The 14,982-nt window shown below is 37.1% G+C and carries 15 protein-coding genes; 14 read left to right on the top strand and 1 reads right to left on the bottom strand.

What is annotated here, in order from left to right; genetic code table 11:
• Positions 1–26 precede the first annotated feature (26 nt).
• A complete protein-coding gene (locus H8S01_RS00525) occupies positions 27–1,787 on the top strand; it encodes a S8 family peptidase (RefSeq protein ID WP_186835819.1) in 1,761 nt (586 codons plus the stop codon).
• Between the two features lie 103 nt (positions 1,788–1,890).
• Complete coding sequence (locus tag H8S01_RS00520) at positions 1,891–2,715, top strand: Cof-type HAD-IIB family hydrolase (protein ID WP_243204158.1); 825 nt, start codon at positions 1,891–1,893, stop codon at positions 2,713–2,715.
• Positions 2,716–2,799: 84 nt separating this feature from the next.
• Here the strand turns inward: H8S01_RS00520 and H8S01_RS00515 are convergent, their stop codons facing one another.
• Entirely contained in the window at positions 2,800–4,389 is a 1,590-nt protein-coding gene (locus H8S01_RS00515; protein WP_186835817.1) for an LCP family protein, read from the bottom strand.
• A gap of 394 nt (positions 4,390–4,783) precedes the next feature.
• Between H8S01_RS00515 and gdhA the strand changes: the two genes are divergently transcribed.
• From gdhA to spoVAD, 12 genes are all read left to right on the top strand, one after another.
• Entirely contained in the window at positions 4,784–6,130 is a 1,347-nt protein-coding gene (gene gdhA / locus H8S01_RS00510; RefSeq protein ID WP_186835816.1) for an NADP-specific glutamate dehydrogenase, read from the top strand.
• Positions 6,131–6,303: 173 nt separating this feature from the next.
• Complete coding sequence (locus H8S01_RS00505; RefSeq protein WP_186835815.1) at positions 6,304–7,833, top strand: hypothetical protein; 1,530 nt, start codon at positions 6,304–6,306, stop codon at positions 7,831–7,833.
• A gap of 3 nt (positions 7,834–7,836) precedes the next feature.
• Positions 7,837–9,141: a bifunctional folylpolyglutamate synthase/dihydrofolate synthase gene (locus tag H8S01_RS00500; RefSeq protein WP_186835814.1), complete on the top strand. Its 1,305-nt coding sequence runs from the start codon at positions 7,837–7,839 to the stop codon at positions 9,139–9,141.
• A 12-nt stretch (positions 9,142–9,153) separates the two neighbouring features.
• Positions 9,154–9,294 (top strand): hypothetical protein, encoded by a 141-nt coding sequence (locus H8S01_RS00495; RefSeq protein WP_021866889.1) that lies wholly within the window; start codon positions 9,154–9,156, stop codon positions 9,292–9,294.
• A gap of 10 nt (positions 9,295–9,304) precedes the next feature.
• Positions 9,305–10,693, top strand: a complete 1,389-nt coding sequence (locus H8S01_RS00490; RefSeq protein WP_021866890.1) for a tetratricopeptide repeat protein — start codon at positions 9,305–9,307, stop codon at positions 10,691–10,693.
• Positions 10,694–10,796: 103 nt separating this feature from the next.
• A complete protein-coding gene (locus H8S01_RS00485; protein WP_021866891.1) occupies positions 10,797–11,201 on the top strand; it encodes an anti-sigma factor antagonist in 405 nt (134 codons plus the stop codon).
• A gap of 1 nt (position 11,202) precedes the next feature.
• The gene (gene spoIIAB / locus H8S01_RS00480; protein ID WP_021866892.1) at positions 11,203–11,637 is read left to right on the top strand and encodes an anti-sigma F factor; all 435 of its coding nucleotides are present in this window, start codon (positions 11,203–11,205) and stop codon (positions 11,635–11,637) included.
• An 18-nt stretch (positions 11,638–11,655) separates the two neighbouring features.
• A complete protein-coding gene (gene sigF, locus H8S01_RS00475) occupies positions 11,656–12,369 on the top strand; it encodes an RNA polymerase sporulation sigma factor SigF (RefSeq protein WP_186835813.1) in 714 nt (237 codons plus the stop codon).
• 46 nt (positions 12,370–12,415) lie between these two features.
• Positions 12,416–13,057, top strand: coding sequence for a stage V sporulation protein AA (locus H8S01_RS00470; RefSeq protein WP_186835812.1), 642 nt, complete (start codon positions 12,416–12,418; stop codon positions 13,055–13,057).
• Positions 13,054–13,461, top strand: coding sequence for a stage V sporulation protein AB (locus tag H8S01_RS00465; RefSeq protein WP_021866895.1), 408 nt, complete (start codon positions 13,054–13,056; stop codon positions 13,459–13,461). Before H8S01_RS00470 ends, H8S01_RS00465 begins: the two co-directional genes overlap by 4 nt.
• A 41-nt stretch (positions 13,462–13,502) precedes the next feature.
• Complete coding sequence (locus H8S01_RS00460) at positions 13,503–13,961, top strand: SpoVA/SpoVAEb family sporulation membrane protein (RefSeq protein ID WP_021866896.1); 459 nt, start codon at positions 13,503–13,505, stop codon at positions 13,959–13,961.
• Between the two features lie 11 nt (positions 13,962–13,972).
• On the top strand, positions 13,973–14,977 hold the full coding sequence (gene spoVAD / locus H8S01_RS00455; protein ID WP_330605440.1) for a stage V sporulation protein AD: 1,005 nt from the start codon (positions 13,973–13,975) through the stop codon (positions 14,975–14,977).
• Positions 14,978–14,982: the final 5 nt, after the last annotated feature.

Genomic DNA, 14,982 nt, shown 5'->3' with positions numbered 1-14,982 from the left:
TTAAATTATATATAGCGGCCGGATATATGGATATGACATGTGACGCACTTGTTAAATCACAGGAAATTATGGATTTTATCATATATAACAATCCATGGTACTATAATTATAATCCGTCAGATAAAATAGAAAACGCATGCGTAATTGAAGTGGATGAGAACTTTTCAATTGGATATGGAAAGCTTTCAGGTGATATGAAAATGAGCATAAGCAATCTTGGATATCAGACAATACCTAAGCTATATGGAATAATGGATACATCAAGTATGGATGCGGCTGGTATTACGTCTTCGTTAAACCAGCCGTTTCTTAATGTCCGCGGACAGGGTGTAATTATGGGAATTGTTGATACCGGAATAGATTATACACATGAAGCATTCAAGAAAAGCCCAAATGTCAGCCGTATAGCTGTAATATGGGACCAGACGGGTGAGTGGAATAATACAGAAAGTCAAGAGAGCAGAAGCGACTATATTAGCAGTGTATACAAATATGGGAGAGTGTTTACTAATGAAGAGATAAATGCAGCACTCAAAGCACAGTCTGACGGCGGGAATCCTTATGAATATGTTCCAGAAAAAGATACTGACGGTCATGGCACTTTTATAGCCGGTATTGCAGCAGGAAGCCAGACAGATGAATTCTGTGGAGCAGCACCGGAGTGTGAACTGGCAGTCGTTAAACTTAAAGAGGCAAAAGATTATCTTAAAGAATATTTTCTTGTAAACAGAGAGGCAGCAGTATTTGAAGAGACAGATATAATGCTTGGTGTACGGTTTCTGCTTGATTATGCTGCTAAAAGGAAAATGCCGCTTGTGATATGCTTCGGACTTGGAACAGGAAGCGGTCCAAGAACAGGTGCAACGCCATTGGCAAGTATGCTTAGTTTGGCTGCAATAAGAACAAATGTAGTAGTTGTTTCTTGTATGGGTAATGAAGCTGCAGGAAGAACACATATATCAGGTGAGGCACTTTCATCTGTATCACCATATACAATAGAATTAAATGTAGGTAAAAAAGAAAAAGGATTTTCAATGGAAATATGGGCAAATACGCTCGATGTGCTGTCAGTTTCAGTAATATCTCCGTCGGGCGAGAGTGTGCCAAGATTATCTGCAAGAACAGGCATGACAAATGTGTTAAAGTTTATATTTGAAAATTCACAGGTAGAAGTAGATTACAGAGTGGTAGATACATTATCAGGATATGAAGTGATATTTTTCAGATTTATTAATCCGGCACAGGGTGTATGGAAAATTAATGTATACAGCCTTACAAATATAAAGGGGAGTTTTAATGGATGGCTTCCGATTAATAATTTCCTGCAGTCAGACACATTTTTTCTGAATTCTACGCCGGATACAACATTGACAGAACCAGCTGCAGAATCAAGAATTATAAGCATTGCATCATATAATCATCTGACAGGTGCTATAAGTATAGAGTCAGGCAGGGGATACAGTGCAGATAATGTTGTAAAACCTGAACTTGCAGCTCCTGGTGTTAATGTATATGGCCCACGCACCGGAGGAGGATACACATATAGAAGCGGAACCAGCATTGCGGCGGCACATGCTGCAGGAGCAGCAGCACTGTTACTTACATGGGGCGTATATTACGGCAATGCAAAATATCTTGGAACAAATGACGTGAAATATATTCTTATTCGTGGAGCAGTAAGGGATGAGAGTGTAACATCTTCCGGCAGTGAAGAGTTTCCAAATAACATATGGGGATATGGCAGACTTAATCTGATAAATTCGTTTCTGGAACTCCGTGTGACATAAAGCTGTTTACTAAATCTGCTAATTGTAATAATATAATAAATGAAAAGTTTTGCGATAAAGCGGGCTTACGATAAAAAATAAGAATGCGGAAATGGAGAGCATAATGGAAAAAAAATACAAAGCACTTGCACTTGACCTGGATGGAACTTTGATGGACAGTAATAAGGAATTATCAGATGTTAATAAAAAGGCTGTCTGGGAAGCGATTGATGTGGGTACGGCAGTTATTCTTGCATCAGGCAGGCCGATGTTTGGCGTACTTCCTGTTGCACGTATGCTTGAACTGGAGAAACGCGGAGGTTATGTGCTTGCATATAACGGTGGCAATATATTGGATTGTAAGACAGGAAAACTTGTATATGAAAGATATGTTCCTAAACAGTGCATTGAGGATATATGTATTGCTGCAAGAGAATGTGATGTTGCACCATTGACATATTACAAAGACAAAGTTATATCTGAGAGAGCGGATGATGAATACGTAATAAAAGAGGCATTTTGTAACAGTGCAAGCATAATGCAGGTTGACAACATACCTGAATTTGTAGATTATCCTGTTTCAAAAGTTCTTGTTGTAGGAGAACACAAAAAGCTTCTTCCTGTAAAAGAAAAGCTGGAAAATAAATATTCCGACATACTTGAATTATTTTTCTCAGAAGATTATTTTCTTGAAATTGTACCAAAGAATGTAGGAAAAGATGCATCACTTGCAGAGCTTCTTTCGCAGCTTGGGATTAAAAGAGAAGAACTTATCGCCTGTGGCGATGGACTTAATGATATTTCAATGATAAAATATGCAGGATTAGGGATAGCAATGAAAAATGCATATGACGAAGTGAAAAATAATGCAGATATGGTAACAGAGCTTAATAATGATGAAAATGCAGTGGCAGATGTTATCAATAGATTTATAATTAACGAGCAATAAATATGTTATTTAAAGATTATAAAAAGACGATTCTGAATTGTAAACCAGAATCGTCTTTTTTATATAGTAAGTTAAATATAAGATTTACTGTGCACTACCTGTGGCAGTCTCATTTTCAAGACTTTCAACATACTCATCAACATTGACTGTTTCATCATTGTAAATCATATTCATAAGTTTGATTGCTATATTAACCGTGTCATAATCAGGAACAACAGTTGATGCATAGAATCCATATAAGTTACAGTAGTTAGACTGTGTTCTTCCGCTTACTGCATAAGACTGGACATTCCAAGGTGTCGAATCAGCAAGCTGGTCTTTTATAAGACCTGTAATCATGCTTGTTGGCATGTTGGTATATAAAACTTCTGTTGCAGCCTCAAGCACTGATGAATAACTTGTAAGTATAGAAGGTGAAGTAGCTTTGTTGATAATACCTGAAATAGCTGCCTGCTGGTTTCTTCCTCGCTGGAAATCGCCATTCATAAAGCACTGTCTCTCACGTACAAATGCAAGAGTCATTGCACCGTCACATTCATTTAAGCCTTTAACGAAATGATAATTTTCAGGAGCAGCATCATTACCGTTGGTAAATTCCACTTCAGAATCAATTGTAATGCCTCCGAGTGCATCGACAATCTTGACACATCCGTCAAAGTTAAGCTTCATAAAGTAATCAGCTTTAAAACCATAAAGGTCGTAAAGTGCATCAATAGAACCCTGAGTTCCGGCATTACCTGCATGTGTAAGTTTATCAATGCCTTTTCTTCCATTTGCATCACTTATCGTAATATAATAATCACGAGGTGTAGAAATAAGAAGAACCTGTCTTGTCTCAGGATTAATCACTGCGAGAATATTAACATCACTTCGGCCTACATCAGATATATCGCCATATCCGTCATTTCCTGATATATATACAACAAAAGGTTCACCCTTTGATTTCTTTGCAGCTGTGTTTACAGTAGTCTTTGTAATAATCTTTATGTTGCCAAGAACTTTTGTCTTTGATGCAAAATCCGTATCTTCTTCAGACATGGAAGCACGCATCGATTCAGTCATAAATATTGCTTTAATATCTTTATTTGAATAAAGAGCTTCAAGCAGATTATCCCATGATGTATATTTCTTTGTTGAAATGCTGGCATTATTTTCTGAATTAATCTGTTCTGCTGCTTTTGTCGAAAGCGTCTCTTCAATAGAACCATTATAGCCAAAAGTATATGAGAGAGCATCTTTTATAGAAGAAGCAGAGTCATGTTTAAGTACGATAACATCAACAACGTCAGTCTCAATCTTCGTATTTGTAATATTGCCAAAAGCCCAGTTTACTTTTGAACCTACAAGATATCCAAAAACTAAAATGACTGACATCAGAACTGATAAAAACTTACCGAAGTAGTGAGCTTTGGTAAACTGTGATGTAAAGTTGTATAACAGAATAAGTACAAGTATAATAATCATCATTATAAAGTATTTTGTAGGAAAAATATCCAGTTTAAAAATCTCAAACAGGAAAAGACCGGATATAACGAGCTCAACAAGAACGAGAAGCAATCCGATAAGAGCCATAACGCCACGTTTTTTTCTTCTTTTTTCCTTTTTGTTCAGATTTGCACTTTTTTTAAAGATATATTTCATATCTTTATTAGTCTTTGTGAAAAAGTTTGCCATAACAATCCCCTTTATCAATAGAAAGAATTTAAAAAATCTTAGCTGGTAATAATCGGCATAGATAATTTTAATTATACAACAAAAAATACAAATAACAATAAAAATAAACTAAATTTTAAAGCTTTTTTTCATTATAATATTATTGTTCGATTATAGTATGAAAACACCTGGAAGCGTGGTAAGAATACATTATATTTTCATAGTATTGCATACTTAATATTATTAAGTGAAATAATAGGACATGTATAAAAAACTAATTAAAATAATTAATTATTTAACAAAAACGACAAAAAATTAAGTATACAACATAAAAAACTTGCAAAAATTAAGCATATTTAATATAATAACACCATAATATTTCGCTGCGGCGTTAAGAAAAGGAGTAAAAGATATTATGGGTTATGTTGATGAAGTCTTAGAAAAAGTATCTAAGAAAAATGCAGATCAGCCAGAATTTTTACAGGCAGTAAATGAGGTTCTTGAGTCATTAAGACCGGTTATCGATGCTAACGAGGAACTTTACAGAAAGAATGCAATTCTTGAAAGAATTACAGAACCTGACAGAGTTCTTATGTTCCGTGTACCTTGGGTAGATGACAAGGGTCAGGTACAGGTAAACAGAGGTTTCAGAGTACAGTTCAATAACTCTATCGGACCTTACAAGGGTGGTTTACGTTTACATCCATCTGTAAACCTTGGTATTATTAAGTTCTTAGGTTTTGAGCAGGTATTTAAGAACTCACTTACAAGCCTTCCTATTGGTGGTGGTAAAGGTGGTTCTGACTTCGATCCTAAGGGTAAGTCAGACAGAGAAATTATGGCATTCTGCCAGAGCTTCATGACAGAACTTTGCAAGTACATCGGTGCTGATGTCGATGTTCCTGCTGGTGATATCGGTACAGGTGCAAGAGAGATTGGTTTCATGTTCGGTCAGTACAAGAGAATCAGAGGTATGTACGAAGGCGTTCTTACAGGTAAGGGTCTTTCATACGGCGGTTCACTTGCCAGAACAGAAGCTACAGGTTATGGCCTCTTATACTTAACAGAAGAGCTTATGAAGTGTCATGGTGAATCACTTGAAGGCAAGACAGTTGCTGTATCAGGTGCCGGTAACGTTGCTATCTATGCAATTGAAAAAGCTCAGCAGCTTGGTGCTAAGGTTGTTACATGTTCTGATTCAACAGGCTGGATTTATGATGAAGACGGTATTGATGTAGCTCTTCTTAAAGAAGTTAAGGAAGTTAAGAGAGCAAGACTTACAGAGTACGCAGCAGCAAGAAAGTCAGCTCAGTATCATGAGAAGAAGAACGGCGAACATGGCGTATGGACAGTTAAGTGTGATGTAGCTCTTCCATGTGCTACACAGAACGAACTTGATATTGAAGATGCTAAGCAGTTAGTAGCTAACGGTGTTAAGGTTGTTTGTGAGGGTGCTAACATGCCTACAACACTTGAAGCAACAAAGTATTTACAGGATAGCGGAGTATTATTCGTTTGCGGTAAGGCTTCTAATGCCGGTGGTGTTGCAACTTCAGCTCTTGAGATGAGCCAGAACAGCGAGAGACTCAGCTGGACATTTGAAGAAGTTGATGCTAAGTTAAAGACAATCATGGTAAATATCTATCATAACATTGATGATGCAGCTAAGAGATACAACATGGAAGGAAACTATGTAGCAGGTGCTAACATTGCAGGTTTCGAGAAGGTTGTAGATGCTATGCTTGCTCAGGGCGTTTGCTAATTCTTTAATATCTGATTAAGAGGCTGTCAGTATCAGCCAGGATATAAAATTTTAAAATACATAAAAGTCCCGTAGACAAATTCAAATCTGAGATTTGACAAATGTTTATGGGACTTTTATTATAGTTATTGCAATGGGTAAAGAGCTTTTTGATTAGAGAGGAGTGATTGTTGATGCCTAATATATTTGATGGAATACGAAAAATGTCAGACGAAGATGTCAGGCTTGAAATAGCCCTGATTACACAGACTAATCTTCTTAATGCTGCAAAAGAGACCGGTAATAAGCTGGTCAACTCGCTTGCAGATGCAGCCAATTCATTTATGCAGGCGTTCGCTTCATCTAAGTCTATAGATTATCAGATAGTGCGTGTTTCAGATATGGTACGAAAAAATATAATACAGCTTCATGCTGATACAAGAAGTGAACTTGAAATACGGCTTAAAGAACTCATTGCACAAAAATGTGGGCTGACAGCACAGGAATCATTGACAGTAAGTGAGGAAAGACTTTCAATTCTGGCAGCAGCTGAAGCGGCAAAATTGTATAATATTACAAAATATGATACTCCTGCTAATAAAATAGAAAATGTCAGCATATACTATAACGAAGCATTTATTGCGGCATTACATCAGTGTCTTGTGCGTCAGGATGCAAAGGATGTTGCAGATACTGATTTGAGAATACAGAAAAGAATAGATGAAATATCTATAGAAGATAAGAGAGAATTACATAAAAGACTTATGCCTAAAGAATTTTCGGGTAAAGGCATTGGAAGAATACTGAGATTAGAGAAAAAAACGACGTATTTAAAGGATGTCATACAGATACTTGGATTACAGGTTTTTGATGAGATAGCTGCATATGTTACAGCAAGCGTCAATGTACTTAAAAGTTTCAAAAGAATATCATGTGCACTTATGGCACAGCTTGTATGGAAGGCAAAAAATGCATATGGTACAGGATTTGGCGTCAATGAAAAATCTCTGCCATCATATACTACGGAAGAAAACGGGGCGATGCAGCGAAAAGAAATTACGGATTTTCATGCAATGCTAAAAGAGATACAGGCACAGAAGGCTGCAGTTGAAGAGTATGATAAAAAACTGGACAGGCTTTATGAGCAGGTTTCAAAGACAGGTGAAAAACTTCAGAGTGAAAAAGATTTACTTGAAAAAGAACGTGTGCAATTTGATAAACTTGCATCACAAAAAGATGAGTACAATGCAGGGAAACATTCTGAGAGTGACACGAAACTATATTATTCAGAAGTAAATAATACAAACAGACGCATTGGACAATATGAGCAGTCTGTTTCAAAACTTGAGCAGAAAATGAAAGAACTTGATATATCAACAGGTGAGTGTGAAAATAACAAGGAAAATGCTGCAAAAGAGTCAGAGAGAATGACAAAAGAGGCAGAATTGCGGGAACATGAACTTTCTGAGATTATAAAAAACAAATGGGGTGCATTTTATTATAAAATGACATTTGAAGATGAAGTATTTGTACAGGCTGTGAGACTTCTTACACTTGACGGAAGAATTGCAGTTGAAAGAATGATGAAAGAATTTCATGATACACCTGACAGTCAGGCATTTGATACACCCTCGTCATCCGGATGCATTATATGTGATACAGTGGCTGATGGTCAGGTAAAGTTATATCACGAAGGCACACATATAACTAAAATAGGAAAATAATAAATGAATATAATTGATGGTAAAAGTTATGAAAAAGCAATTGAATATATTAATTCGCTGAGCCAGTTTGTAGCGGGAACAGGATGTGAAAGAGCGGAAAAACTTCTGGAAAGGCTCGGCAATCCACAGGATAAGCTCAAAGTAATACATGTTGCAGGAAGCAATGGCAAAGGTTCTGTATGTGCCTATCTTGCAGGTATTTTACAGGAAAACGGCTATAAGACCGGGCTGTTTACATCTCCGCATCTGATAGACGAACGTGAACGCATAAGAATTAATGGAATGATGATAACAAAAGAAGAATTTGCTGAGGCATATGCCAGGGTAAAAGCGGTGGAAGATGAACTTGGAAAAGGAAGCCTTGCATATTTTGATTATTTCTTAGGCATAGCATTTCTTGTTTTCCTGAAACAAAATGTTGATATCTGCGTCATAGAAACGGGACTAGGTGGAAGACTTGATGCGACCAATGCAGTTAAAAATCCTGTTCTTGATATAATAGCAACAATCAGTCTTGAGCATACAGCGATACTTGGCGATACAATAGAAAAGATAGCAGAAGAAAAGTCCGGCATAATAAAAAATAATGTTCCTGTTGTATTTATAAAAGATAAAAAAAGCGTGACAGATATAATAGAAAAAAATGCAGAGGATAATAATTGTGAAGCATATGGTGTGACACAAAAAGATTTTCAAATAATTAAAAACTACGGCTATTGTATTGATTTTTCGCTAAACAATATGTATTATAAGAATGATTGCTTTACAATTACAACCGGTGCCGTATATCAGGTCCAGAATTGTTCACTGGCACTTACGGCAGCTGAAGTGCTTAAAAAAACAGGAGTTGTAAAACTTGAGAGCAATGCAGTCCATAAGGCTGTCAAAAAAGTACAATGGCATGGCCGTATGGAACAGATAGCAGATAACATATATGTTGATGGAGCACACAATCCTGAAGGCATAGAAGCACTTATTTGTTCAGTAAGCCCGATTACCTGCGGCAGAAAGACGATACTGCTCTTTTCTGTTGTCAATGATAAAGATTATGACAGAATGATAAAGAGCATATGTGACAGTAATATGTTTGATTATTTTGTTATCGCAGGGATACAGGGAAAAAGGTGCCTGGATGACAGCTGTATAAGTGATACATTTAAGAAATATACGGACAAGCCTGTGATTGACAAAATAAATATAAAAGATGCATATGAGAGTGCAGCTGCACTGCGGCGTGATATTGATGGCGTGCTTTTTTGCACAGGTTCATTATATCTTGTCGGTGAGATAATGAGTATTATTAAATAATGGAGGAACAATATGATAGATTTTGATGAAGAGATTAAAAAATTCAAGCCAAGCCTTGAAGTAGAAGACGCAGAAGATGCGATTTATAATAATGATGTTCCTGATATAACAGATCTTATTAATAAAATTGTTGAGGATTTATCAGACAAGTAGGAGAAAAATAATGAGATGCTTTAAATGTAATGAAGTTCTTACAAAAGAAAGCCACTGCCCGAACTGCGGCATTGACGTTTCTATGTATAAGAAAGCTGTTATGGCTTCAAATGCATATTATAATCTCGGACTTTCAAAAGCAAAAGTAAGAGATTTGTCCGGTGCAGTAGAAAGCCTGAAGATGAGTATAACAATAAATAAAAAAAATATAGATGCAAGAAATCTTTTAGGACTTGTATATTGTGAGATGGGCGATGTTGTTGAAGCATTAAGCGAATGGGTTATAAGTAAAAATATCCAGCCTGATAATAACTGTGCAGAAGATTATATAACTGACATCCAGTCAAACCAGAATAAATTTGAGCTTGTTACTTCAACAATTAAGAAGTATAATCTGTCTCTCAGATATGCCAAAGAAGGCAATACCGATATGGCACAGATTCAGCTCAAAAAGGTGGTTTCACAGAATCCAAGACTTTTAAAGGCACAGCAGCTTCTTGCTCTTATTTATATAAAAGAAAAGGAATACAGCAAAGCCAGAAAATGTCTTGCTTCTGTATTGAGAGTTGATAGAAATAATACACTTGCACAGCTTTATATGCAGGCTATTGATGAAGAATTATCATCTAAAAAGAAAGAATCACAGTCATCATTGAAGAAGAGAAATAAAGATGATGATAGAAAGCCGTTAAGCGGTAATGATGTAATCCTTCCGCGTTCATCATATAAAGAGCCGAGCAATGGTGCCATAACGATTATAAATATACTTGTTGGTGTTGCAATAGGAGCAGCATTGATATGGTTTCTTATCATACCGTCAAGATACAGGGGGCTTACATCAGAATATAATAAGAGCCTTCAGGAATACAGCGAACAGCTCTCATCTGGCAATGTAGAGCTTAATTCGCTTCAAAACCAGCTCGATTCTGTAAAGAAAGAAAAAGAATCGTTAGAGACACGTCTGTCACAGGTAAGCGGTGCAGACGGCAATAATAAGCTGTTGACTGCTGTTATAAAAGCAGCTAACTTATACATTTCAAATGATTCAACAGGTGCGGCAGAGGCTATTGCTGATGTTGATGTAAGTTCACTCCCTGTTGAAGAAGCAAAGACACTTTATAATACAATATCAGGTGCTACAATGATGAATGCAGCAAATGATTTGTATAACAGAGGAATGACGGCATATAACAAGGCTGACTACACAACGGCAGCAGATTTGCTTGTGAGAGCTTATAAGTGTGACAAGACAAAAGCCGATGCAGTTTTCTATGCGGCAAAGAGTTATGTTGCACTTAATCAGCCGGATAATGCTAAAAAATACTATCAAATTATAGCAGATGAATTCAAGAGCAGCGGATATGTAACAGAAGCACAGGCTTATGTACAGTCACACTGATGTTGAAAAATATACGTAAAAGAGAAGACCTGACAGGAATGAAAGCCTGTCAGGTTTTTTGTTACGGAAAAATATAGTTATAATCAAATGGAGGTTGACAGGAATGCAGGAAGAACATGTTGCTGTTGCAGACGGAGAAAATGAAGTAAGGCACACAGATTATATTTACATGGTGTCGGATAAAATGCTTGTTATAAGCATGATAGCGGAACTTGACCATCATCTTGCGGATGAAATGAGAGAAGTGATTGATGATGTCATTGATGTAAGAGGCGTAGAAGATATAATATTTGATTTCAGCAGAATAAATTTTATGGATAGTGCCGGAATAGGTCTTATAATGGGACGGTACAGAAAAATCCATGAAAAAGGCCGGATATATGTTGCCGGTGCAGGGGAAGGAATATCAAGAATACTCCTTATTTCGGGACTTCATAAGCTTGTAGTTGTAAGCAGTGATGTAAATGATGCAGCGAAGAAAATATTAGAAGGTAAAAGGGGAAATTGAAATGAATAAAAATAGTAACAGCTTTGAAATTATATTTGATTCAAAATCCGAAAATGAAAGTTTTGCAAGAGTTGTTGTTGCGGCATTTTGTACAAGATTAGATCCGACATTAGAAGAAATCTCTGATATAAAAACTGCTGTATCGGAAGCGGTAACAAACTGTATAGTCCATGGATATGAGGGAAGAGAAGGCAAAATAAGCCTGAAATGTGAGCTTAATGATAATGAACTGACAATAGAAGTACATGATGACGGAGTTGGAATAGATGACATAGAAAGAGCAATGGAGCCAATGTATACATCAAAGCCACAGCTTGAGCGTTCAGGAATGGGATTTTCATTTATGGAGGCATTTATGGATGAGTTACATGTCAAATCAGGAAAGCACAGCGGTACAACCGTGATGATGAAGAAAAAAATAGGAGTAAATAATTAGTGGATTGGGTGTGGTTATATGAATCATACTAAGGAACTGATAGAAATGGCACATGGAGGAGATAAAGCAGCCAGAGAGAAACTGATTGTTGAAAATATGGGACTGATATGGAGCATAGTAAAGCGATTCGCGGGACGTGGCTATGAACAGGAAGATTTATTCCAGATAGGCAGCATTGGACTTATAAAAGCTGTTGATAAGTTTGACACATCATTTGATGTACAGTTTTCGACATACGCTGTACCAATGATTTCGGGAGAAATCAAGCGTTTTTTAAGAGATGACGGAATGATAAAAGTAAGCCGTTCGATGAAAGAGACCGCATACAAAGCTTATATTGCGAGGGAGAAAATGGAGGAAAAACTTAAAAGAGAGCCAACACTTACCGAGATAGCGACAGAAATCGGAGTTACATCAGAGGAACTTGCACAGGCATTTGATGCATCGGCACAGATAGAGTCACTCCACAAAGTGATTTATCAGGGGGATGGAAGTGATATTTCACTTATTGACAAGCTTCCGTGTGAAGACGACCCATGTGAAGATATGATGAACCGCATGGTGCTGGAAGAGATGCTCTCAAAGCTTGATAAAAAAGAACGCCAGCTTATTTATATGCGTTATTATCAGGATAAAACGCAGACGGAAATAGCTGGAATTCTTGGCGTTTCGCAGGTTCAGGTATCAAGGCTTGAGAAAAAAATACTAAAAAAAATGAAATCCGGTGAATAAATTTCCTGTTGGAAAGCCATGCTAAAAACGAGGAGATGATGTCAAAATGAGTGAAACGGTATATATAAAAACAGACAAAAACATCGAAGTTTCAAAACGCATGGTATTAATTGGTGATGTTGCTGATGTATATTGCAACGATAAAAAGATGGAAAATGATATAAAACATATATGCCTTATTATACTCGAAGAAGTTGGCGTGAATAAAATAAAGAAAAAGAGAGTATGTCTTTCATTTATGGATATTGTAAAAGCTGTTGCAAAAAAATATCCTGATGCCGATGTGAATAATCTTGGTGAAAATGATTTTATTGTGGATTACATTTTGGAAAAGAAACATTCAAAGTTTCTTCAGGGATTATTAATAGCATTTGTGGCTGCATTTACATTTGTCGGGAGCATGTACGCAATTATGGCATACAACAATGATGTAAGTACCATTGAAATATTTGAGAAAGTGTATGAGATATTTGGAGCAGACAATGCACAACAGGTAAAACTGCTGGAAATAATGTATGCTGTCGGTCTTGCACTTGGAATTATAATTTTCTATAACCATTTTGCCGGGGTGAGGCTGTCAGGGGAACCTACACCTATAGAAGTTGAAATGGATAAATATGAAAAAGATGTTGATGATACGCTTATTGACAGAAAATCCAAAACAGAACAGAAAGGAAAGAAAGCATGACAGTATTTCTGGCTTTTTTTGGACTGGCAGCAGGTGCGGTTACAGCAGCAGGATATTTTGCACTTATAACAAGCGTTGGAATGATAAACAGGGCAGCAGCATCAACAGGAACAACAAAAAGCATATTTTTTTATGAAGAATGTCTGCTATTTGGAGTTGTAACAGGAAACTGCCTGTCAATGTTTAATATCAGTATAGATATTGGCACAGCAGGTATTGTGATGTATGGAGTATTTTCAGGAATGTTTATAGGACTGCTTGTTGTAAGCCTTGCAGAGACACTGAAAGCACTGCCTATATTTATAAGGCGTGTAAGAATCGGTTCCGGGCTTGGCATCATAATTCTTATGATTGGTCTTGGAAAAGCAGCAGGTCATATAATTTATTATTTTTTCCTTTATTAATCCGGTATACCATTAATCTAACCTATGTAGGAGGCGGCAGAATGATTCGTGATGTAGAAAAAAGAAATAAAAATTATAACGCATATGTTGAGCAGGTAACGCCAAAGGCCAGCTGTCTTAAAAATTGTATTAAAGCATTTATTACAGGTGGTGCAATATGCCTTTTTGGCCAGATTCTTATAGAACTATTTAAAAATGCAGGGATGGCAAAAGATGAGGCGTCACTTTGGACGACGATTTGCCTTGTTCTTGCAAGTAATATTCTTACAGGTCTTAATATTTATCCTCTGATAACAACATGGGGCGGTGCGGGAAGTCTCGTTCCGATAACAGGATTTGCAAACAGTGTTGCAGCACCTGCGATAGAATATAAGGCTGAGGGAGAAGTATTTGGAATCGGATGCAAAATATTTACGATAGCCGGGCCGGTTATTCTTTATGGAATATTTTCATCATGGATAGCCGGGCTATTATATCTGCTTGCAAAATTATGGATGTAGGAGGTGATAGTGTGCAAAAAGGAAGTCAGAGCTTTAAGTTTGATATACCTGTATACATTGAACAAACCGCATCGGTAGTGGGCGAAAAAGAGAGTGAAGGTCCGCTTGGCAGAATGTTTGATGTTGTGATAAAAGACCCAATGTCAGGAAAAGATAACTGGGAGCAGGCAGAAAGTGCCTTGCAGGAGGCTGTAGTAGACAAGCTTCTTATGAAAACATCATACAAAAAAGAACAAATAAGATATATATTATCGGGAGATTTGTTAGGACAGCTTATAGCGACGTCTTTTGGAATAAGTAAATATGAAATTCCGCATTTCGGAATATATGGTGCATGTTCGACATTTGGAGAAGCGTTATCACTTGGGGCACTTATAATCTCTGCGGGTGCGGCCGACAGACTCATATGTATGGCATCAAGCCATTTCGCAAGTGCGGAAAAACAGTTCCGTTTTCCTCTTGAATATGGAAACCAGCGTCCTAAGGCTTCCACCTGGACTGTCACGGGAAGCGGAGCGGCAGTTATTACAAACGAGAGGCAGCCTGTGGCCATTACAGGTATTACAACGGGAAAAATCATAGATTATGGTGTCAAAGATTCAATGAATATGGGTGCCTGCATGGCACCGGCAGCAGCAGACCTGATTGTGGCAAATTTTAAGGATTTTGATACGGATGAAAAATATTATGACAGAATCATAACCGGAGATTTAGGAACGGTAGGAAGAGAAATACTTATAAATCTTGTAAAAGAAAAAGGTTATGATATTTCGCAGATTCATATGGACTGCGGAATTGAAATATTTGACCCGCAAAAACAGGGAACACATGCTGGCGGAAGTGGATGCGGCTGCAGTGCGGTGGTGTTTAGCTCATATATAATTGACAATGTAAGAGATGGAAAATGGAAAAGAATTTTATTTATTCCGACAGGGGCATTGCTGTCAACAGTAAGTTATAATGAAGGGCAGAGTGTTCCCGGAATTGCACACGGAGTGATTGTTGAACATGTATAAAAATA

This window comes from Lachnospira hominis (ex Liu et al. 2021), assembly GCF_014287955.1.
In the GTDB taxonomy this organism is placed as follows: domain Bacteria; phylum Bacillota; class Clostridia; order Lachnospirales; family Lachnospiraceae; genus Lachnospira; species Lachnospira hominis.
Note: the sequence above shows the minus strand (reverse complement) of the source record. Positions and strands in the feature narration are given on the sequence as shown.